The 20,653-nt window shown below is 61.5% G+C and carries 14 protein-coding genes, 2 tRNA genes and 1 pseudogene; 14 read left to right on the top strand and 3 right to left on the bottom strand.

The genetic code is table 11. From position 1 onward, the window contains the following. Positions 1-113: 113 nt before the first annotated feature. The 4 genes from IPK20_14870 to IPK20_14855 all read left to right on the top strand — a co-directional run bounded on the left by IPK20_14870 (position 114) and on the right by IPK20_14855 (position 2,643). Positions 114-386 (top strand): HU family DNA-binding protein, encoded by a 273-nt coding sequence (locus IPK20_14870; GenBank protein ID MBK8017872.1) that lies wholly within the window; start codon positions 114-116, stop codon positions 384-386. A 53-nt stretch (positions 387-439) separates the two neighbouring features. Further along, positions 440-515: transfer RNA gene (locus IPK20_14865), tRNA-Val, on the top strand. A 24-nt stretch (positions 516-539) separates the two neighbouring features. Further along, positions 540-616 (top strand) — tRNA-Asp (locus tag IPK20_14860). Between the two features lie 116 nt (positions 617-732). Then, positions 733-2,643 carry a SurA N-terminal domain-containing protein gene (locus IPK20_14855; protein ID MBK8017871.1) on the top strand — a complete coding sequence of 637 codons (1,911 nt, stop codon included), beginning with the start codon at positions 733-735 and terminating at the stop codon, positions 2,641-2,643. 55 nt (positions 2,644-2,698) lie between these two features. On the opposite strand, the gene fabI is transcribed toward IPK20_14855, so the two are convergent. Continuing rightward, the gene (fabI, locus tag IPK20_14850; GenBank protein ID MBK8017870.1) at positions 2,699-3,484 is read right to left on the bottom strand and encodes an enoyl-ACP reductase FabI; all 786 of its coding nucleotides are present in this window, start codon (positions 3,482-3,484) and stop codon (positions 2,699-2,701) included. Positions 3,485-3,616: 132 nt separating this feature from the next. Between fabI and IPK20_14845 the strand changes: the two genes are divergently transcribed. From IPK20_14845 to IPK20_14830, 4 genes and pseudogenes are all read left to right on the top strand, one after another. After that, positions 3,617-5,782, top strand: a complete 2,166-nt coding sequence (locus IPK20_14845; GenBank protein ID MBK8017869.1) for an ABC transporter substrate-binding protein — start codon at positions 3,617-3,619, stop codon at positions 5,780-5,782. A gap of 7 nt (positions 5,783-5,789) precedes the next feature. Then, positions 5,790-6,770, top strand: a complete 981-nt coding sequence (locus IPK20_14840; GenBank protein MBK8017868.1) for an ABC transporter permease — start codon at positions 5,790-5,792, stop codon at positions 6,768-6,770. Beyond that, positions 6,770-8,241: pseudogene (locus IPK20_14835) on the top strand (ABC transporter permease). The gene IPK20_14840 and the pseudogene IPK20_14835 overlap by 1 nt, the downstream one beginning before the upstream one ends. Continuing rightward, on the top strand, positions 8,238-10,262 hold the full coding sequence (locus IPK20_14830) for an ABC transporter ATP-binding protein (GenBank protein ID MBK8017867.1): 2,025 nt from the start codon (positions 8,238-8,240) through the stop codon (positions 10,260-10,262). The pseudogene IPK20_14835 and the gene IPK20_14830 overlap by 4 nt, the downstream one beginning before the upstream one ends. Before the next feature lie 38 nt (positions 10,263-10,300). Here IPK20_14830 and IPK20_14825 read toward each other — a convergent pair whose 3' ends face one another. After that, complete coding sequence (locus IPK20_14825; protein ID MBK8017866.1) at positions 10,301-12,208, bottom strand: transglycosylase SLT domain-containing protein; 1,908 nt, start codon at positions 12,206-12,208, stop codon at positions 10,301-10,303. A 605-nt stretch (positions 12,209-12,813) separates the two neighbouring features. Here IPK20_14825 and IPK20_14820 point away from each other — a divergent pair. From IPK20_14820 to IPK20_14805, 4 genes are read left to right on the top strand one after another with little or no spacing between them, the layout of a single operon-like run. After that, positions 12,814-13,578: a class I SAM-dependent methyltransferase gene (locus tag IPK20_14820; protein MBK8017865.1), complete on the top strand. Its 765-nt coding sequence runs from the start codon at positions 12,814-12,816 to the stop codon at positions 13,576-13,578. Continuing rightward, complete coding sequence (gene rnhA / locus IPK20_14815; protein ID MBK8017864.1) at positions 13,575-14,018, top strand: ribonuclease HI; 444 nt, start codon at positions 13,575-13,577, stop codon at positions 14,016-14,018. Before IPK20_14820 ends, rnhA begins: the two co-directional genes overlap by 4 nt. 12 nt (positions 14,019-14,030) lie before the next feature. Next, entirely contained in the window at positions 14,031-14,744 is a 714-nt protein-coding gene (gene dnaQ / locus IPK20_14810; protein MBK8017863.1) for a DNA polymerase III subunit epsilon, read from the top strand. Further along, positions 14,741-15,454 (top strand): hypothetical protein, encoded by a 714-nt coding sequence (locus IPK20_14805; protein MBK8017862.1) that lies wholly within the window; start codon positions 14,741-14,743, stop codon positions 15,452-15,454. The genes dnaQ and IPK20_14805 overlap by 4 nt, the downstream gene beginning before the upstream one ends. Positions 15,455-15,490: 36 nt before the next feature. Here IPK20_14805 and IPK20_14800 read toward each other — a convergent pair whose 3' ends face one another. Further along, the gene (locus IPK20_14800; GenBank protein ID MBK8017861.1) at positions 15,491-16,321 is read right to left on the bottom strand and encodes a kinase/pyrophosphorylase; all 831 of its coding nucleotides are present in this window, start codon (positions 16,319-16,321) and stop codon (positions 15,491-15,493) included. Positions 16,322-16,414: 93 nt separating this feature from the next. Here IPK20_14800 and ppsA point away from each other — a divergent pair, with 93 nt between their 5' ends. Next, the gene (gene ppsA / locus IPK20_14795) at positions 16,415-18,811 is read left to right on the top strand and encodes a phosphoenolpyruvate synthase (GenBank protein ID MBK8017860.1); all 2,397 of its coding nucleotides are present in this window, start codon (positions 16,415-16,417) and stop codon (positions 18,809-18,811) included. 166 nt (positions 18,812-18,977) lie between these two features. After that, positions 18,978-20,645, top strand: coding sequence for a CTP synthase (locus tag IPK20_14790; GenBank protein MBK8017859.1), 1,668 nt, complete (start codon positions 18,978-18,980; stop codon positions 20,643-20,645). Positions 20,646-20,653 lie beyond the last annotated feature (8 nt).

The raw sequence follows: 20,653 nt of genomic DNA, 5'->3' as shown, positions 1-20,653 counted from the left end.
ACCCAATTGCATGCGCTCATGCAGCGATGTTGCATGGTCGAGAACGCTGGTCGGATCCCGGGTGTGGGCTTCCCGGGAAGTGCGGGGAGTGAGGACAACAAAAGGGGACGGGCGTGAACAAGGCGGAAATGATTGAAGCGATCGCAAAGTCGGCCGACGTGTCGAAAGCGGCTGCCGGCAGGGCTCTTGATGCGACAGTGGCGTGCATACGAACGTCGCTCAAGAAGGGAGGGACAGTGACCCTTGTGGGCTTCGGTACCTTCTATGTGAGCAAGCGTGCGGCGCGCAGCGGTCGGAATCCGCGCACCGGCGCCGCCATCAAGATCAAGTCCGCAAAGATTCCCAAATTTCGCCCTGGCAAGGCTCTAAAGGATGCATTAAACTAGCGAGCTTTCGAGGACGCATCGGTCGGTGGAGTTCGCCGAGCGAAGTGAGCTTCGGGTGCTTAGCTCAGTTGGTAGAGCGTCGCCCTTACAAGGCGAATGTCGGGAGTTCGAGCCTCTCAGCACCCACCAAGGTGGTACTGGACGAGTTTCATCGGAGTGGTAGTTCAGTTGGTTAGAATACCGGCCTGTCACGCCGGGGGTCGCGGGTTCGAGTCCCGTCCACTCCGCCAATTCTGGGAAAGGCGAACTTAGGTTCGCCTTTTTCGTTTGCGCCGGCCGCAGGCGCGCCTCGGCCGATCGCCGCCATCCATCGCGCGGCACGAACTGATGTGGGTCACGGATCGCCATGTTCGATTGGGTCGACAAGCACAAACGCTGGATACAGATCAGTCTGTTGGTTCTGATCGTCCCTTCCTTTGCCTTCTTCGGGATCAACTACTACTTTAACGAGTACGGAGATTCTGGGGCTGTCGCGCAGGTCGCCGGGACCAAGATCTCACCACAGGAATTTGAATCGGCCCTGCGCGAGCGGCAGGAACAATTGCGCCAGATGATGAAGGAGAAGGCCGATCCGGCGATGCTGGACAGCAACGAGGTCCGCAACGGAGTCATCAACGCACTTGTCGAAAAGCGGGCCTTGCTCGCGCATGCGCTCAACTCCGGGATGACCGTGCCCGATGCGCAGGTGAGGAAGGTCATCACCGAGATCCCTTATTTCAAGGACGAGTCGACCGGGAAGTTCTCGCAGGACCGGTATGCGCAGGTGCTCAAGGGACAGGGCATGACGCCTGTGATGTTCGAGGAACGAGTACGGCAGGACATGCGCATCGCGCAGTCTCGCGATTCGGTCACGGGATCGACGATTCTCGCGGACGCTGTGGTCTCTCAGCTAGGCAGAATCCGCGAACAGCGCCGCGAGGTCAGCCAATGGGTGGTCTCACCTGAGCACTACGTCGCGAAGGTCACCGTGGCGGACGCCGAGGTGAAGAAGCACTACGACGAAAATCAAAAGGATTTCCGGATTCCGGAGCGGGTCAGGGTCGAGTTCGTTGCGCTCACGCCCGAAGTGGCCGGCAAGTCCGTCACCGTCACCGAGCAGGAAATCCAGGAACAGTACAAGAAGAACGAGGCGCAGTACCGGACGCCCGAAGAGCGCAAGGCCAGTCATATTCTGGTGACCATGGCGAAGGACGCAGATGCCACGGCCCAGGAGCAGGCGCGCAAGCGAGCACAGGACCTGCTGGACGAGGTCCGGAAGAACCCGAAGTCCTTCGCCGACGTTGCGCGGAAGAATTCGCAGGATCCCGGATCGGCGGCGAACGGCGGCGATCTTGGTTTCTTCGCTCAGGGGGCCATGGACAAGGCGTTCGATGACGCGGTGTTCTCCATGAAGGAAGGAGAGATACGGGGCCCGGTGCAGTCTCAGTACGGCTTCCATGTCGTCCGGCTGGATGCGATAAAGCCTGGTACGGTCACGCCTCTCGAAAAGGTCCGCGGTGAGATAGAGGCCGAACTCAAGAAGCCGAAATTGAGCAAGGCATTCGCCGATGTTGTCTCCACCTTCGAGGAAACAGTCTACTCGCAGTCCGACAGCCTGAAGCCTGTGGCGGAAGCGCTGAAGCTTCAGATCGAGACCAGCGACTGGATCACGCGGGATGGCGGAGGCAATCCGCTCCTGACCAAGCCGGCGCTTCTGGGGAAGATTTTTTCCGACGACGCCATAAAGAACAGCCGCAATACTGAAGCTGTAGAGGTCTCGCCCAACACGCTCGTTTCGGCCCGAGTGGTAGAACACAGGCCGGCCTCTGTACTTCCGTTCAACGACGTGAAGGCCGATGTCGCACAGCGTCTCCAGGTCGAGAAAGCGGCGCAGCTGGCCATCGAGCAAGGAAAGAAGACGCTCGAGTCATTGCGTCAGGGGAAGACCGATGCGAATGTCACATGGTCCGCTCCATCCGAGGTGTCTCTCCAGCGCCCTGGAGACGTGCTGCCGGAGGCCGCGCGTGAGGTGTTCGGTACGGCTGCCGACAAGCTGCCGGCCTATGTTGGCGTTGCGGCCTCGAAAGGTAGATACGTGGTCTACAGGATTTCCAAGGTGATCGACGCCCCGCAGCTCACGGCAGATCAGAAGGAAGAACTGCGCAAGCAACTCGCGCAACTGGCCGCTCAACAGCAGTTCGATGCCTACCTTCAGATCGTCAAGGCTGCAGCAAAGGTTTCGGTCGAAACGGCCAGAATAGAGAAAAGCGCTCAGTGACGGGGCGGGTGAAAGCGAAGCGTCTACACGTCGCCATCCTGCATCCAGGCAACGATCATTCGCCCGTGGCGATCGCAGTGGTGTTGAACCCGGCGTCAACGTAGAGGATCTCGCCGGTGATTCCGCTGGCCAGCGAGCTCAGCAGAAATGCTGCGGCATTTCCGACCTCTTCCGTTGTTACATTGCGCCGAAGGGGCGCAGTCTTCTCATTGTGTGCAAGTATCTTTCCGAAGTTTCCGATCCCCGCCGCCGCAAGCGTCTTGATGGGACCAGCAGAAATCGCGTTCACGCGCGCGCCCCGAGGTCCCAGGCTCTGTGCCATGTATCGAACGTTCGCCTCAAGACTCGCCTTGGCGAGTCCCATCACGTTGTAGTTCGGCAGTGAACGCTCCGCGCCCAGGTACGACAGTGTGACCAAAGACGCATCCGGCCCTGTCATCAGAGGGCGCGCGGCTTTGGCCAATGCAGAGAAACTGTACGAACTGATGTCGTGTGCGATGCGAAACGCCTCTCGACTGAGGGCGTCCAGATAATCGCCGGACAGCGCCTCGCGAGGCGCGAATGCGATCGAATGCACGAGTCCGTCCAAGCGGTCCCAGCGTTGGGCCAAGGATGAAAAGAGTGCTTCGATTTCGGTGTCCGATGCCACGTCGCACCCGAACACGATGTCGGAGTGAAATTCCGACGCGAGTTCCCGAACCCGTTCTTCCACCCGCTCACCCTGGAACGTGAAGGCCAGTTCGGCGCCTTCACGATGACACGCCTTCGCAATGCCATAGGCAATCGACCGGTTGCTCAGCATTCCGGTGATCAAGATTCTTCTTCCCGTCAGAAAGCCCATTCCGCCATTTCCCAGGATTCGATGCCGGTATTATATCGGCGTGTCTTGGATCCACAGTGCGAATGTCGGATCATCACGATGGGTGTCCGTCGCGTCGTGATCTGACCCGTCACTCTGTCATGCCGGGGAACAATGTCATCTCGACTTACCGCCGCGATCGCTGCCGCACTCTGCATCAGCGCGTGTGACGGCACCTGGAACGACCCCTATCCGGCGGAGGACCGGCTCGCGAACGTCATGTATTCGGGGTTCAGCGAGAGGCCCAAACACCTGGATCCGGTGCAGTCGTACAGTTCGAACGAAATCACATTCACTGCACAGATCTACACGCCGCCCCTCCAGTATCACTACCTCGATCGACCGTACAGGCTGATCCCTCAGGCGGCATTGGAGGTTCCGAAGGCGAGGTACCTCGACCGGGACGGGCGCGAACTGCAAGGCGATGCGCAAGCCGATCAGGTGGCGTTTTCCGTCTACGAGATCCGCGTGCGTCCGGGGATGCGGTATCAACCGCATCCGGCATTCGCGACGGGACCTGACGGAAGCCTGCTGTATGGCTCCGTGACGGCGGACGCTGCCGATCGAATTCATTCGCTGGCCGACTTCGCCGAGAAAGGCACCCGGGAAGTCCGTGCGGAGGACTTCGTCTACGAGATCAAGCGCCTCGCCCATCCCCGATTGCACTCTCCCATCCTGGGACTCATGAGCGAGTACATCGTGGGACTCAAGGAGTACGCCGACCACCTGAGAGAGGTGGACGCAGGCCGAAAGGGGCAGTGGCTGGATCTGAGGGAGTATCCCCTCGAGGGCGTGGAACTGGTGGATGCACTCACCTATAGGATCAAGTTGAAGGGCAAGTATCCGCAGTTCATCTACTGGCTGGCCATGCCCTTCTTCGCACCGATGCCGGTAGAAGCGGATCGCTTCTACTCTCAACCGTCGCTGGCTTCCCGCAACATTTCCCTCGATTGGTATCCGATCGGGGCGGGTCCGTACATGCTCACGCGCAACGATCCCAATCGCCAGATGGTTCTTGAGCGGAATCCCAATTTTCATGGCGAGACCTATCCCACCGAAGGTGAGCCCGGCGACCGCGAGGACGGCCTGCTCCGGGACGCCGGCAAGCCGCTCCCCTTCATCGACAAGGCGGTCTTCAGTCTCGAGAAGGAGTCCATTCCCTACTGGAACAAGTTTCTGCAGGGCTATTACGACAACTCGGGTATCACCTCGGATGCGTTCGATCAGGCGGTTCAGATCGGATCCGCCGGACAGGTACTCCTGACTGAGGAGATGCGGGACAAGGGGATTCGTCTGAAGACTGCGATCGCCCCGACGACCATGTATATGGGATTCAACATGCTCGACTCGATCGTCGGGGGCGATTCGGAGAAGAGCCGCAAGTTGCGACAGGCCATTTCGATCGCGGTGGACTATGAGGAGTATGTATCCATATTCGCCAATGGCCGCGGAATCGTCGCGCAGAGCCCGCTCCCGCCCGGAATCTTCGGATATCGCGAGGGCAGGGAAGGCATGAACCCGGTGATCTACGACTGGGTCGATGGCGCGGCGCGGAGAAAGCCGCTCGAAGTGGCCCGGAGATTGATGAGCGAAGCGGGTTACGCTGCCGGGCGCGATGCCCGGACGGGCGCGCCGCTGGTGCTCTACCTCGATGCCACTGCACGAGGTCCCGACGACAAGGCGCGCCTGGACTGGCTCCGCAAGCAGTTTTCCAAGCTCGAAATCAACCTCGTGGTGCGTGCCACGGACTACAACCGCTTCCAGGAAAAGATCCGGAAGGGCAATGCTCAGATTTTCTACTGGGGATGGAACGCCGACTATCCGGATCCGGAGAATTTTCTGTTCCTGCTGCACGGAGCTCAGAGCAAGGTCACCTCGCAAGGCGAGAACGCGGCAAACTATCGAAACGCAGAGTTCGATGCGCTGTTCGAGCGGATGAAGAACATGGAGAACGGTCCTGAACGGCAGGCGATCATCGACCGGATGCTTGTCATCGCACAGCAGGACGCGCCTTGGATCTGGGGCATGCATCCGAAGGAATACGGGCTTGCGCATGCATGGGTGGGCAATCGGAAGCCCAATCAGATTGCCAACAACCTGCTCAAGTATCAGCGCATCGATGCGGAAGCTCGTGCGATGGCGAGGCAGAGCTGGAACAGACCGGTCCTCTGGCCCGTCGCAGTACTCGCTGCTGTCGTGCTTCTGATGTTGGCGCCCGCCTGGTTCGAGTACCGACGTCGCGAGCGAAGCGGCGCGATTTCGAGTTCTGGCGCGAACTGAGGGCACGATGCTCAACTACCTCATTCGAAGAATCCTGTATGCAGTTCCCATCCTCCTGGGTGTGAACGTCATCACGTTCGCCCTCTTCTTCGTGGTCAATACTCCGGATGACATGGCCAGAATGCAGCTCGGAGTCAAGCGAGTGACGCCCGAGGCCATCGAGCAGTGGAAGCGCAGCAAGGAGTACGACCGTCCGCTTCTCTACAACCCGTCCGCTGACGGTGCGCGCGTGCTGACGGACACGATCTTCTACCGGCACACCGTTCGCCTTTTCACATTCGATTTCGGCAAGGCGGAATCCGACGGACGCGACATTGCCCATGAGATCTCCACACGCATGTGGGCGAGCTTCGCCATCGCATTTCCGGGGTTCGTCATCGGCTTGCTCGCATACGTGACGTTTTCCGTGACGCTTGTCTTCTTCCGTGGAACTTGCATCGACGTGGCGGGAGTCGTGTTCTGCGTGGCGGCGATGTCCATCTCGGGCATGTTCTACATCATCGGAGGCCAGTACGTGATGAGCAAGCTCTGGCATCTGGCACCCATCTCGGGATTCGGCGAAGGACTCTCGGCGTGGCGATTCATGGTCCTTCCGATCGTCGTCGCTCTCGTGTCCGCGCTTGGAGAGGATGGAAGGTTGTACCGCACGTTCTTTCTGGAGGAAATGCAGAAGGACTATGTGCGCACGGCCCGGGCAAAGGGACTGAGTGATGCGCGCGTCCTGTTCGGGCACGTGCTCAGGAACGCAATGATCCCCATCCTGACCGGTGCAGTCGTGGTGATTCCCCGGCTGTTTCTCGGCAGCCTCGTGCTCGAATCATTCTTCGGCATACCCGGGCTGGGCAGCTACACGATCGAGGCCATCAACTCCCAGGACTTTGCAGTCGTGAGGACAATGGTGTTCCTGGGTTCGCTGCTCTACATCGTCGGCCTCATTCTCACGGACATCTCGTATACGGTCGTCGATCCGCGCGTGAGGTTCGAATAGTGTTCCACGTACAGCCTGTCGTGCTCTGGACCGATGCGCTCGTCTTCGTGCTGCTGGTCGTCGTCATTTCCTTCGGCTGGTTGAGCCATCGGCATGAGCCGCTCCGAGAGCCCTGGCGCAAAGTGGCGCGCTCCCGGGGTGGAATGGCGTCTGCCACCGTGCTGGCATTCTTCGTTGCTGTGGGCCTCCTGGATTCGTTCCACTACCAGACTGCAGAGTCCGTGCATGGAAATGGCACGTCGAGAGCCGCGGGGGGAGAAGTGCTGTCGGTGCTGGACGCACTCGCGATGCCCCTGAAACTGCAGACGGAACGGACATTCTCGGCTCCCTTCGCCACCCATGCCTTTGCGAAGGAAGCCGTGACGCTACCCGACGGATCCCAGGTGCGAGATTACCCGCGTCTCAAGCACGGGGGGCGCATCTCACAGATCCCGGTAGCGAGAGAACGGCCGACATTCTCGGCAAGGTGGGCCGCGGGATCGCAGCGGCGGCGCTCGCGTGGTCACTGCTCGCAGCCGGGCTTACCTTCATGCTCGCGCACCGCAACGGCCTTTCGTTCGCGGAGGTGTCCCGCGCTGTCTGGAATGGGCGGTTTCCGGTTCCCCTTCGTGCAGTGCTCGTCACCCTTGCCATGGTGCTGATGGTCGTTCTTCCGCTGGCGACGCTTGCGCCTCACTACCACGTGCTGGGTACGGACAAGGTGGGACAGGACGTGCTGTATCTGTCGCTGAAGAGCATCCGGACGGGCCTGGTCATCGGTACGGTGACCACACTCGTCATGCTTCCATTCGCATTGGCGCTCGGCATCATGGCGGGGTATTTCAAGGGTTGGGTGGACGATCTGATCCAGTACCTCTACACGACACTCAGCTCGATCCCGGGCGTGCTTCTCATCGCGGCCGCCGTGCTCATGATGCAGGTCTACATGGACACTCATGCGGAGACTTTCGACTCGATCACGCGCCGCGCGGATTTTCGCCTGCTGTTTCTCTGCGTGATTCTGGGTGTGACGAGCTGGACGGGTCTGTGCCGGCTCCTGCGGGGCGAATCTCTGAAATTGCGCGAGATGGACTACGTTCAGGCAGCCCGGTCCCTCGGAGTGGGACACCTGCGCATCATGATTCGGCACCTTCTGCCGAACGTGCTGCATCTGGTGATCGTTACAACCGTTCTCGGATTCAGTGGCCTCGTGCTGGCAGAGGCCGTGCTGTCCTATGTGGGAGTGGGCGTCGACCCGGCCATGAACAGTTTCGGAACGATGATCAACTCGGCACGCCTGGAAATGGCACGCGAACCGGTGGTCTGGTGGTCGCTCGCATCCGCGTTCGCGTTCATGTTCACGTTGGTCCTGACCGCCAATCTCTTTGCGGATGCTGTCCGTGACGCTCTCGATCCCCGCGCGGGTTCCAGCTGGCGTCCCGCCCGGCGTGTGGGCCGAGCGATTGCGGCCCGTGCGGTCTCCGGCGCATGAGCGATCCGCTTCTCGTCGTTGAGGGCCTCAGGACCGTCGTTTCCGCCGGCGGAGTGTCATGGCCTGTGGTCGACGGTATCTCGTTTCACCTGAACCGTGGAGAAACGTTTGCCCTTGTAGGCGAATCGGGTTGCGGGAAGTCGCTGACAGCCCTGTCGATCACCAGGCTCCTCCCGAGGGAAGCGTCCGTCGCGGGAGGGCACGTGCGACTCGGCGGGGTTGATCTCGCTCTGTTGCCCGAGCGCGACATGCGCGATATCCGGGGCCGCCGGATCGCGATGATCTTTCAGGAACCGGCCACAAGCCTCAATCCGGTGTTGACGGTAGGTGCCCAGGTGGAGGAAGCACTCGTCCGGCACTTGCGCCTGTCCCCCCGCCAAGCGCGCCAGCGTGTCGTGGAACTGTTCGAAGCCGTGGGCATTCCGGATGCACGGAGGCGCTTGTCCGAATTCCCCTTCCAATTGTCCGGAGGACTCCGTCAGCGGGTCATGATCGCCATGGCCATCGCGTGCGAGCCGGATATTCTCATCGCCGACGAGCCTACAACGGCATTGGACGTCACGATCCAGGCGCAGGTCCTGGAACTGCTGCGCGATCTGCAGCAGCGCACCGGCATGGCCATGCTGTTGATCACTCACGATCTGGGTGTCGTGTCGCAGATGGCCAGCCGGGTGGCGGTGATGTACGCGGGGCGGCTGGTGGAAATGTCCGAGGCCAGCCGATTCTTTGCGTCACCGATGCATCCCTATTCACGAAAGCTTTTCGCGTCGTTGCCGGAAGCCAGCGCTCGTGGACGCAGACTCGCAAGCATCCCCGGATTCGTACCGAGCGTGGGTGAACAGGTCACGGGGTGCCGGTTCGCGCCGCGTTGCGAAAGAGCAGAGGCGACATGTCGCGGAGATGAACCAGCGCTGGTGGAAGTTGTGGCAGGAAGGGAAGTCCGGTGCATCCACGCGGGGCTCGACGCGTTGCCGCCCTTGCACCCGGAAGCTGACGTCCCCCCGACAGACGTTCCGGTGCGGGAAGGCCGAGAATGCACGGAGGCGCCTTCCGCTACCCTGCTGGAAGTTTCCGGTCTGACCGTGCATTTCCCGATCCGTCGCGGCTTGCTCAAGCGCGTGGTCGGGTACGTTCGTGCCGTAGATGGCGTGTCCTTTCAGGTCCGGGAAGGACGCACGCTCGCGCTCGTGGGTGAATCAGGTTGCGGGAAAACGACCGTCGGGAAGTCCGTCGTGAGACTCCTCGAGGAAAGCCGGGGGAGCGTGGCGTACGACGGTGTGAATCTGGAAACGCTGGCCCAGCGTCGTCTGCGGACCATGCGAAAGAAATTCCAGATCGTGTTTCAGGATCCCTTCTCTTCGCTGGATCCGCGCATGCGCGTGGCGGAAATCCTTCAGGAGGGCATCATCGCGCTGGATCCCGGGTGCGGCCCTGGTGCACGCAGCGAGCGTACGGCAAGGTTGCTCGAACAGGTGGGGCTCGAGCCGGAAAGCCAGTGGCGATATCCCCATGAATTCTCCGGGGGGCAGCGGCAACGCATCGCCATCGCGCGAGCTCTGGCCGTGGAGCCTCGACTGCTGGTTTGTGATGAACCCACGTCAGCGCTGGACGTGTCCGTTCAGGCGCAGATCCTCAATCTCCTGCTCGACTTGCAGGATCGCCTGGGCCTCGCATACCTGTTCATCACGCACAATCTGTCCGTGGTACGCCACATTGCTCACGATGTAGCGGTCATGTACCTCGGACGGATCGTGGAGCACGGCGAGGCCGAAGCCGTGCTGAATGCGCCTGCGCATCCGTACACGCGCGCGCTTCTCGAAGCAGTGCCGAGGATTGGTTCACGCTTCGGAAGTCGCTCGGGGGCGCTTTCGGCTGACCTGCCATCTCCCGCTTCGCCGCCGTCAGGTTGCCATTTCCATCCCCGCTGTACGCAGGCGCTGGACACTTGCAGGACTGTGTATCCGTCGATGACGGAGGCAGGTTCCCATCACGGAGCGGCCTGTCATCTGCTTCGCCGCTGACAGCGATCGGGCGGACGAACCTCTGCGGCGAGTGTCGGCTACTTGCCCCGGGCGATTTGACGCGGCTTTTCGTCCCGGCAGCAACGGGCGGCTGCGGCGCTGCGCGTCTTGCCACGGTGTTCCACCGCGATTTTCTTCGAATCCTTCTGTGCGACTCCGCTTCGGCGAGTCTTTTCCACGGAGACAGCCTTCGCTTTCTGCTTGGAGACCGTGGCTGTCCTGGTAACTGGAGCAGTACCGGCTTGAAGTCGCAGTTGAGTGCCGACACGCAGTTTCTCTGTCTTCAGACGGTTCCACGCCATCAGGTCTTTCGGGGACAGCGAATAGGCGGCCGCGATCTGCTGCAGGGATTCCCCTTTGCGAACCCGGTGGAACTGGCGTTCGACGAGCAGTTCGGGCGGAAGGAAAGCCTCGGTATCGATGGAATCCTGCATCCTGGCCAACTGCATCCCACCCGTCGGTCGCGGAACGAGAAGGGTGGATCCCGCCTTGAGGCGTCCGTTGCCTTTGATGCCGTTCACCTGTCGGAGCAGCGCCACGGAAGTACGGAATCGGCTTGCGACCGACTCCAGGCGCTCGGGTTGGGGGAGCCGGTACGTCTGCCAACTCAGCAGCGGCTCTTCCAGCGATTTCAGATTCTCTTCGAATACCTCGGCCTTGTCGGCAGGAATCAGCAGAGACTGTTCCTCGGCGGCCGCGATCACCGGGCGGTTGTACGCAGGATTGAGCGATCGGAATTCTTCGAGGGGAACGTCGGCCAACTGCGCTGCCCGTTTGAAGTCCATGTGTCCCGGCGCGGCGACCCGGATGAAGTAGGGTTCGTTGGGAACGTCGTCCAGCGCCATGCCGAACCGTTCCGGTGCAGCGACGATATTCTTCACTGCCTGAAGCTTGGGCAGGTAGTTGCGCGTCTCGGCCGGCATGTTGAGACTGCTGTAGTCGGTGGGCAGGCCACGCCGCACATTGCGCTCGATGGCGCGAGATACCGCCCCTTCTCCCCAGTTGTACGCTGCCAATGCCAGTTGCCAGTCGCCGAAATCGGTGTGCAGTTTCTGGAGGTAGTCGAGCGCGGCCCTCGTGGCCGCCATCACATCCCGCCTTCCGTCATACCACCAGTTCTGCTTCAGGCCATAGGTCTTGCCGGTGGCGGGGATGAATTGCCACATGCCCGAAGCGTGGGCCTTCGAATACGCGGCCGGGTTGTATGCGCTCTCGATCATCGGCAGCAGTGCGATCTCGAGCGGCATGCCGCGCTTCTCGACTTCCTCGACGATGAAGTGAAGATAGCGTCTGCCGCGTTCGACGATCCGCTGCAGGTATTCCGGACGATTGGAATAGTAAAGTTCGTGGCGCTCGACCAGTGGGGATTCGAGGTCCGGCATGCCGAAGCCCGCTCTGAGACGGGACCACAGGTTGTCATATTTCCGGCTTGCGTCCCGCTGCGGATCGTCGGTGGCTTCCGCTTGAATCGCGGTTGCCGCGGGAACCAGCGAATCGAGGGTCGTCACGGCGTCGGTCGCCGCGTTGCGAACGGTTGGTTCCGGCGCAGACTGCAACGGCGCTCTCGGGGTGGACGAGTCCTGGCCGGTCGCGGGCTCGCCGACCAGACCGGCCCTGACAGTACTCTTCCCCGCGTTTCCCGAAGATTGCGGCTGGGGCTGGCTATGCAGTGGCGTGGCCGCCGGGGGAGAACCGGGTGTTACGGCAGGACGTGTCGAGACCGTTGCCGTCCTGGGGGACTCCGGCGTTGGTCCGACGACTGCCTCGGCCGGTGCCGGGGACTGCGAAATGAACGGCGGAGGTTCTTGCGCCGCAGCTGGAATGGTGACTGAACGACGAGGTGCAGCGGAGCTGCTGGCGGGTGAGACCGGAGCGGTAGGGCCTTCGGTTCCCGCCGCAGCCACGACGGCCGGCGCCAGGCGCGACTCGCGGCCCGATACGTCCATTGACGACGATGGTGCGTGGTCATGGACTTGCTGCACGGATCGAGGCGACGATGACGATGCCGGCACGATCTGCCGTGCCTGGGAAGCGGAGAGGGCGTCGGAAGACACATGCCTTGCACCGTCATTGACAGCACAGGCCTGATTGATGACGCCCAGCACGAACCCGGCCACCAACAGCTTGGTTGAATTGCGGACCATTCGATAGCCTTGTCTCAGAGCTTCAATAATCCTATACAGACCATTGATTTTCGTCAAGAAATTGTGCCTCCAAAACAGGCGGTCCATGCCTCTCGAACCGTCGTATCGTATTCTTCGCGCCGTCTGGGCGCAGAACACTGACGATTACGGCCCCGTAGCCGCAAACTTGATGTCGCAAGGCCCGGTCCCGCTCACTGCGTTGTCGCCGAGCCAGATGCCGACCGGTATACTGCGCCCGCCTTGTGACGGGGATCTCCCCCTGTCAAATCGGGACTCCAACGGCCATCATGCCGGTGCACCAGGCGATTCCTGTTGCCAAGGTCGATGTCAGAGCATCCGGATCTTCATGTCGGCTGTCTCGGGATCTGTGCCGGGACCGGCGACGCCATGTCTGCGACAGCGAATCGATGAACGCGTCTCTCTCCGAATGGCTCGAAACTCCGCTGGGTGACTACCTGCTGGTGCGGGAGCGCAATTTCTTCGACGCGGAAGTGGTCGATACGTTCGGCTTCCGTGCGCTGCAACTCGGTCTCCCGGGTCATGACTTCCTGAGCGCCAATCGCATGCCCTACAAGTCCGTCCTGGGGCCGGACGGGCCGGTCGGAATACGCGGCGATATCTGCGAACTGCCGGTCGCCTCTTCCAGCATCGATCTCGTGGTCTTGCCCCATACGCTGGAATTTTCCGCGAATCCGCACCAGGTGCTGCGGGAGGTACAGCGAATCCTCATGCCCGAAGGACACATTGTCCTTTCCGGTTTCAACCCCTGGAGTCTGTGGGGTGCGACGCGTTGGTTGAGACGCGACGTCACCGATTTTCCGTGGTGTGGTCAGTTCATCAGTCTGGCGAGGATCAAGGACTGGATGGCCTTGCTCAATTTCGAGCTTGCTGCGGGCCGCATGGCTGCGTACGCACCGCCCTGTCGAAAGGAACAATGGATCCATCGATTCGGATTCATGGAAAAGGCCGGCGATCGCTGGTGGCCCTTCGCGGGCGGTGTCTATTTTCTGCATGGCATCAAGCGAGTGCAGGGGGCCAAGCTCATCACACCGAAGTGGCGCATGGCGTCGGCCAAGCGCAAGGTGCTGGCGGCCGTGCCACGCCGGCTGGCACATGTGCAACGGGCCCGGCGGGTGGTGGGGCCCTCGACGAAGAATCAGGATGACGAATGACGGAAAGCGTTGAGATCTATACCGATGGGGCATGCAAGGGCAATCCGGGGATTGGTGGATGGGGTGCGCTCCTACGCTTTGCCGAAGCCGAGAAGGAGATCTTCGGCGGGGAGCCGATGACGACCAACAACCGCATGGAACTGCGTGCCGTGATCGAGGCCCTGACCCTCCTCAAGCGGCCAGTTCACGCACGCGTTCATACCGATTCCCAATATGTGCAGAAGGGCGTCAGTGAATGGATGGGTTCGTGGAAGCGTCGGGGTTGGCGAACGGCGGACAACAAGCCCGTGAAGAACGTCGACCTGTGGCAACAGTTGGACCGACTGGCGTCCGCCCATCACATCGACTGGCTTTGGGTGAAGGGCCACGCGGGGCATGACGGAAACGAACGTGCGGATGAGCTTGCCAACCGTGGCGTGCTTTCGGTGAACCGTTCCTGATCTCTCCTGACCATGCGACAGATCGTACTCGACACGGAAACCACCGGACTGGATCCTTCGCTCGGCCACAGGATCGTTGAAATCGCCTGTGTCGAAATCGTCAATCGGCGGATCACGGAGCGAACCTTCCATCAATATCTCAATCCGGGACGGGCGAGCGATCCCGGCGCATTGGAGGTCCACGGGCTGACCGAGGAATTTCTTCAGGACAAACCGCGTTTCGCCGAGGTCTGCGACGAGTTCCTCCATTTCGTGAAGGACGCACAGCTCGTCATACACAACGCGCCCTTCGATCTGGCCTTCCTCAATGCGGAACTGGGCCGACTGGATCTTCGGCCCGTCGATGCACTCGCACCGTCCGTGCTGGATACCTTGCGCCTTGCACGGGACATGCATCCGGGCAAGCGCAACAGTCTCGATTCCCTTTGCGAACGTTACGGCGTGGACAATTCTGCCCGGACTCTACACGGTGCGCTGCTTGATGCGCGCCTGCTTGCGGAAGTCTATCTGTCGATGACCCGGGGCCAGGAAAGTCTCGTGATCGACACGGGTGAATCGATGTCGGCGGTCGCTCACGTCACCCTGGACGTGCGGGATCTTCATTTCATCGTCCTTGACGCGGTGCAGGAAGAACTGGCCGAGCACGCGCGCTATCTGGAGCAGCTGGACCAGGCATCGAAGGGTTCGACGCTATGGCCACGTGCAGGGGAGGCGGAGCCAAATTGACCCGGCTACGGGCGGCGATCTGTGCATTGGCGCTGGGTGTTTCGGGTTGCGCTTCCGGAAAACCACCGGGCAGGGAATTCATCGACGAGTGCGAACGGCGGCTCCCTCCAGGCAGGGTGCAGGTGCGAACGGCCCCGGTGGAGCCTGTCGTCGACAAGACACTTTCGTATCACGAACTGACTCGCATGGCCGGGGAGGATGCAGGCTATCGCTGGGTCCTGGGGCTGACCCGGCCTGCGCTGCGTGTCGAGGCGAAGTGGGGCTTCACGAGCCTTCAGGACCGAAGAACCGGCCAATCGTGCATCCGCCCCGCATTGCAGATGACGCTTCGATATCAGCCGGTGCTCGTATACGTGGGACGCGAATTCGTGGAAGACGCGTGCGCGTTCGATTTCGTCTACGCCCACGAGATGAGGCACGTCGACGTACACGTGCGTCGTTTGCGCGAAGTGTCCCTGCAATTGCAGAGTGAGCTTCAGAACCGCCTGGCTGGCTCCACACACATCGGCCAACGGGACGATCTGGAACGCCGGTTGAAAGCGGAGATCGGCAACTACTGGGTACCTCGTGCCGAGCGCGATCTCAAGGACGTCCGGCGGCAGCACGCCGCGATCGACACACCGGAGGAATACGCACGCGCCCAGACTGCCTGCGACGGGCGTGTCGCGCGTTACCTTCCCCGGCTTCGGCAGGCGGTGGAAGCTCGCTGAGGGATCGAACTGGCGGACGCCATGCCGTGATTCGGATCAATAGACCTGTCTTTGAAGCTGCGCCTGATGCAGGATCGTCGTCGCGAGTTCCTCGATCGAACGGTTCGTGGCATCGATGTAGGGTATCCCTTCCTGGCGCATGAGCAGTTCCGCTCTGTCGATCTCGTACTGGCAGTTCTCGATCTGGGCGTAGTTGCTGTTGGGCCTGCGCTCGTTCCGGATCTGAGCGAGGCGGTCGGCCTGGATGGTCAGGCCGAACAACTTGCGACGGAACTTCTGCAGTTTCGCGGGGAGATTCATGTCCCGGAAATCTTCGGGGATGAGCGGGTAATTCGCGGCCCGGATGCCGTACTGGAGGCCGAGGTACAAACAGGTAGGCGTCTTGCCGCAGCGGGACACTCCGACGAGTACGACATCGGCGTGAGTGAGCTCCTTGGTCGAGACGCCATCGTCGTGCGACAGGACGAAATTCACCGCTTCGATGCGCGCGTGGTACTCATCCAGATTGCGCACGCGGTGCGCTCGACCGATCTCCCGCGTGTGCTGCACTCCCAGTTCCTGCTCCATCGGCAGGATGAATCGCTGGAAGCAGTCGAGATACAGCGCATCGGCCGTTGCGATGACGGAACTCAGATCCGGGTCGACCAGGGTGCTGAAGACCAGAGGACGAATGCCATCTTCTTCGCGCGCCCGCTCGATCTGGCGGACGGCCTGCTGGGCTCGTTCGACCGAATCCACGAAGGGCAGGGTGACTTCCTTGAAGGGCATCCCCTCGAACTGGGACAGAAGACTGTGACCCAGCATCTCGGCCGTGATGCCGGTCCGGTCCGACACGAAAAAGGCTCGTCGGCTTGGCGATTCGCTCATGATAAGGTGCGATGCTGCGCTGCAATACCCGATCCGGTACCATAGCACTTTTTTTGCATTCGGCCAGCGAATTCGTCACGGAGAAAACCCAAAATGACCTCTCATCTTCCCTACGTGCTGGACTTCGAGGAATTGCGAATGACCGACGTGGAACGCGTCGGCGGCAAGAATGCCTCGTTGGGGGAGATGATCAGCCACTTGACCAAGGTGGGTGTGCGGGTTCCCGGTGGCTTCGCCACGACGGCTGACGCATTCCGGGACTTCCTGACCGAAACCGGACTGGTGTCCCGCATCGACCAGGAACTGGCATCGCTCGACGTCGAGGACGTCACCCAGCTGGCGGCCACGGGCAAGCGGATCCGCGCGATGATTTCGGATGCCCCGCTGCCTGCGCGACTGTTGTCCGATATCGCCGAGCATTACCGTCGATTGTCGGCAACAGGGGACGCCACGGTGGCGGTCCGGTCTTCCGCGACGGCCGAAGATCTCCCCGACGCGTCCTTCGCCGGGCAGCAGGAAACCTTCCTGAATATTCGCGGGCTCGACAACGTCATCGAGGCCGTTCGCCACACCTTCGCTTCTCTCTACAACGATCGCGCCATTGCGTATCGCGTCCACAAGGGGTTTGCCCATGCCGGTGTCGCGCTGTCCTGCGGCATCCAGCGAATGGTGCGCAGCGACCTGGGGTCAAGCGGTGTCATGTTCACCATTGATACGGAGTCGGGCTTCGATCAGGTGGTGTTCATAACTTCGTCCTACGGGCTCGGCGAGACGGTCGTCCAGGGCGCAGTGAATCCAGACGAGTTCTACGTCTGGAAGCAAGGCGCCAGGGAGGGCAAGCCTGCCGTATTGCGCCGGGCGCTGGGAGCGAAAGCGATCAAGATGATCTTCGGCGCGTCGGCGACGGCGGGCAAGTCGGTCGTCACCGTACCCGTCCCGGAGGAAGACCGGCGGCGATACTCGATCTCCGATGCCGAAGTGCAGGAACTCGCCCGCTACGCCATGATCATCGAGCAGCATTACGCGCGACCGATGGATATCGAGTGGGGCAGGGACGGCGAGGACGGCAAGCTGTACATCCTTCAGGCTCGCCCGGAGACGGTCAAGTCGAACGCGACGCACGACACCCAGCAGAGCTTCCGTCTGAAGACCCGTTCGGAGATCCTGGTTTCCGGACGCGCGATCGGCAACCGCGCGGGCGTGGGCGTGGTGAGGCTCATCAAGGACCCGGAGGAAATGCACCGGGTCCAGCCGGGAGACGTGCTCGTCACCGACATGACCGATCCGGACTGGGAGCCGGTCATGAAGCGCGCCGCGGCCATCGTCACCAATCGTGGCGGCCGCACCTGTCATGCGGCGATCATCGCGCGCGAGTTGGGCATCCCGGCCGTCGTGGGTTGCAACGATGCGACCAAGGTCCTGAAGGACGGCATGGAAGTCACGGTGTCCTGCACCGAGGGAGATACCGGCTTCGTGTACAGGGGCCGGCTGGAGGTCGAGGTCACGGACCTGTCGGTCCAGACCCTTCCCGATCCTCCCGTGAAGATCTACATGAACGTCGGCAATCCGGAACTGGCGTTCGAGTTCTCCCGTTTGCCCAATGCCGGCGTCGGCCTGGCGCGACTCGAGTTCATCATCGCGCGGATGATCGGCGTTCATCCCAAGGCCGTGCTCGCCTACCCTGATGTTCCCGTGGATGTCCGGCACGTCATCGAATCCCACTCTGCCGCGTACGGCGATCCTGTCTCCTTCTACGTGGAGAAGCTCACCGAGGGCATTGCCACGCTGGCTGCTGCGTTCTATCCCAAACCGGTCATCGTCCGCCTGTCGGACTTCAAGTCGAACGAGTACTCGAGCCTCGTGGGCGGCAAACGCTATGAACCCGACGAGGAGAATCCCATGCTGGGTTTCCGCGGGGCATCGCGCTATGTGTCGTCCAGTTTCCGCGACTGCTTCGAGCTGGAATGCCGGGCACTTCGCAAGGTCCGGGACGAGATGGGGCTGACCAATGTCGAGATCATGGTGCCGTTCGTCCGCAATGTGGAAGAGGGGCGGCGCGTAGTGTCGTTGTTGAGTGACAATGGACTCAAGCGGGGCGTCAACGGACTCAAGGTCGTCATGATGTGCGAAATTCCCTCCAACGCCTTGCTGGCCGAGCAGTTCCTGCAGCACTTCGACGGATTCTCGATAGGCTCCAACGACCTGACGCAGCTCACTCTCGGACTGGACCGCGACTCCGGCATCGTTGCGGACGCTTTCGACGAGCGCGATCCTGCGGTGAAGGCGTTGCTCCGGCTGGCGATTCAGGCCTGCCGAAAGCAAGGCAAGTACGTCGGCATCTGCGGGCAAGGTCCATCGGATCACCCCGATCTGGCCCTGTGGCTGGTGGAGCAGGGGATCGACACCATCTCGCTCAATCCCGACACGGTGGTCGACACGTGGCTCTTCCTGGCCAATTCGCCCCGGAAGCCTGAACTGGCGACGGTCTGACCCGCGCCTCCCGATCTTTCCATCGGGTGCGGCGTGAGGTCTCCAGCCGGGACTCCCGGCGATTCGCCGGCGGTTTGCCGGCCCCGCTCTCACGCCGCGCGCACACGACGTCCGCGAGCGATGCGATCTGGATTATCATGCGAAGGGATATGACGGTGATCGGCGAATGACCAAGTACATCTTTGTGACAGGTGGTGTGGTCTCCTCCCTGGGCAAAGGTATCGCCGCCGCCTCTCTGGCCGCGATTCTCGAATCGCGCGGCATCAAGCTCATGCTCCTCAAGCTCGACCCGTACATCAACGTGGATCCGGGAACGATGAGTCCCTTTCAGCACGGCGAGGTCTTCGTGACCCACGACGGAGCCGAAACGGACCTCGATCTTGGTCACTACGAGCGCTTCGTCCGCACCCGGATGAGCAAGCGCAACAATTTCACGACGGGTCAGATCTACGAAAGCGTGATCAAGAAGGAGAGGCGCGGGGACTACCTGGGCGGCACGGTGCAGGTGATTCCGCACATCACGGACGAAATCAAGCATTTCATCAGGCTGGGCGCGGGCGACGCGGACGTGGCCATCGTCGAGATCGGCGGCACCGTGGGCGACATAGAATCGCTTCCGTTCCTGGAAGCGATCCGGCAGATGAGCCTGCAACTCGGACGCAACAACACCTGCTTCATCCATCTCACGCTGGTGCCGTTCATCGCGTCGGCGGGCGAGATCAAGACGAAGCCCACACAGCATTCGGTGAAGGAATTGCGCGAGATCGGTATCCAGCCCGACATCGTGCTTTGCCGGGCCGACCGACGTCTGCCCGACGACGAACGCCGCAAGATCGCCCTGTTCACCAACGTCGAGGAACGGGCCGTCATCTCGGCGATGGACGTGGACTGCATCTACAAGATCCCGGCGATTCTTCACAACCAGGGGCTGGATGACATCGTCTGCCGCAAGCTCGAATTGACTCCCCCTCCCGCCAGTCTCGTGGAGTGGGAACAACTGGTTTACAGGCTCGAGCATCCTCAGCATGAAGTGGACATCGCGCTGGTGGGCAAGTACGTGGACCTCACGGAGTCCTACAAGTCATTGTCCGAGGCGCTCACGCATGCCGGCATCCATACCGGCGCCAAGATCAACATCCACTACATCGATTCGGAGAAGATCGAAGCGCAAGGCACCGATATCCTGAACGGCATGGATGCGATCCTCGTCCCCGGCGGATTCGGCAAACGGGGAGTGGAAGGGAAGATCCGCGCCATCCGGTACGCTCGCGAAAACGCCATGCCGTATCTGGGCATATGTCTGGGCATGCAGCTGGCCGTCATCGAGTACGCTCGCCACAAGGCAGGCATGGCGGAAGCGCACAGCACCGAGTTCGACCGGAATACCCCGTATCCCGTCGTCGCGCTGATCGAGGAGTGGCTGGACCGTGAGGGCAAAGTGGAGACCCGTTCGGAAAAGTCCGATCTCGGTGGCACCATGCGTCTGGGCGGGCAGGAGGCGGCGCTTGCATCCGGGTCACTGGCGAGACAGGTCTACGGAGCGGATCGCGTGTCCGAGCGGCATCGCCATCGCTACGAGGTGAACAACAGCCACCTTCAGCGGCTGACCGATGCAGGACTCCGAGTGAGCGCCTGGTCGGTGGGGGCCGAGAAGCTCGTGGAGATGATCGAGCTGCCCGAGCATCCCTGGTTCATCGGCTGCCAGTTCCATCCGGAGTTCACTTCCACGCCCCGCGCGGGTCATCCTCTGTTCAAGGCCTACATCGAGGCCGCGATCAGGCGGAAGTCGAATACCACTGGAGCCGGCCGGCCAGCCGTCAGTTCAGCCGCATGAGCATGCGC

It is taken from the genome of Betaproteobacteria bacterium, from assembly GCA_016713305.1.
GTDB lineage: Bacteria > Pseudomonadota > Gammaproteobacteria > Burkholderiales.
Note: the sequence above shows the minus strand (reverse complement) of the source record. Positions and strands in the feature narration are given on the sequence as shown.

Coding starts and splice junctions, on each gene's coding strand:
- IPK20_14800 (MBK8017861.1), bottom strand. CDS start 16,321: ATGAGCGAATCGCCAAGCCGACGAGCCTTTTTCGTGTCGGACCGGACC.
- IPK20_14830 (MBK8017867.1), top strand. CDS start 8,238: ATGAGCGATCCGCTTCTCGTCGTTGAGGGCCTCAGGACCGTCGTTTCC.
- ppsA (MBK8017860.1), top strand. CDS start 16,415: ATGACCTCTCATCTTCCCTACGTGCTGGACTTCGAGGAATTGCGAATG.
- IPK20_14820 (MBK8017865.1), top strand. CDS start 12,814: ATGAACGCGTCTCTCTCCGAATGGCTCGAAACTCCGCTGGGTGACTAC.
- rnhA (MBK8017864.1), top strand. CDS start 13,575: ATGACGGAAAGCGTTGAGATCTATACCGATGGGGCATGCAAGGGCAAT.
- fabI (MBK8017870.1), bottom strand. CDS start 3,484: ATGGGCTTTCTGACGGGAAGAAGAATCTTGATCACCGGAATGCTGAGC.
- IPK20_14840 (MBK8017868.1), top strand. CDS start 5,790: ATGCTCAACTACCTCATTCGAAGAATCCTGTATGCAGTTCCCATCCTC.
- IPK20_14855 (MBK8017871.1), top strand. CDS start 733: ATGTTCGATTGGGTCGACAAGCACAAACGCTGGATACAGATCAGTCTG.
- dnaQ (MBK8017863.1), top strand. CDS start 14,031: ATGCGACAGATCGTACTCGACACGGAAACCACCGGACTGGATCCTTCG.
- IPK20_14845 (MBK8017869.1), top strand. CDS start 3,617: ATGTCATCTCGACTTACCGCCGCGATCGCTGCCGCACTCTGCATCAGC.
- IPK20_14790 (MBK8017859.1), top strand. CDS start 18,978: ATGACCAAGTACATCTTTGTGACAGGTGGTGTGGTCTCCTCCCTGGGC.
- IPK20_14825 (MBK8017866.1), bottom strand. CDS start 12,208: ATGGACGTATCGGGCCGCGAGTCGCGCCTGGCGCCGGCCGTCGTGGCT.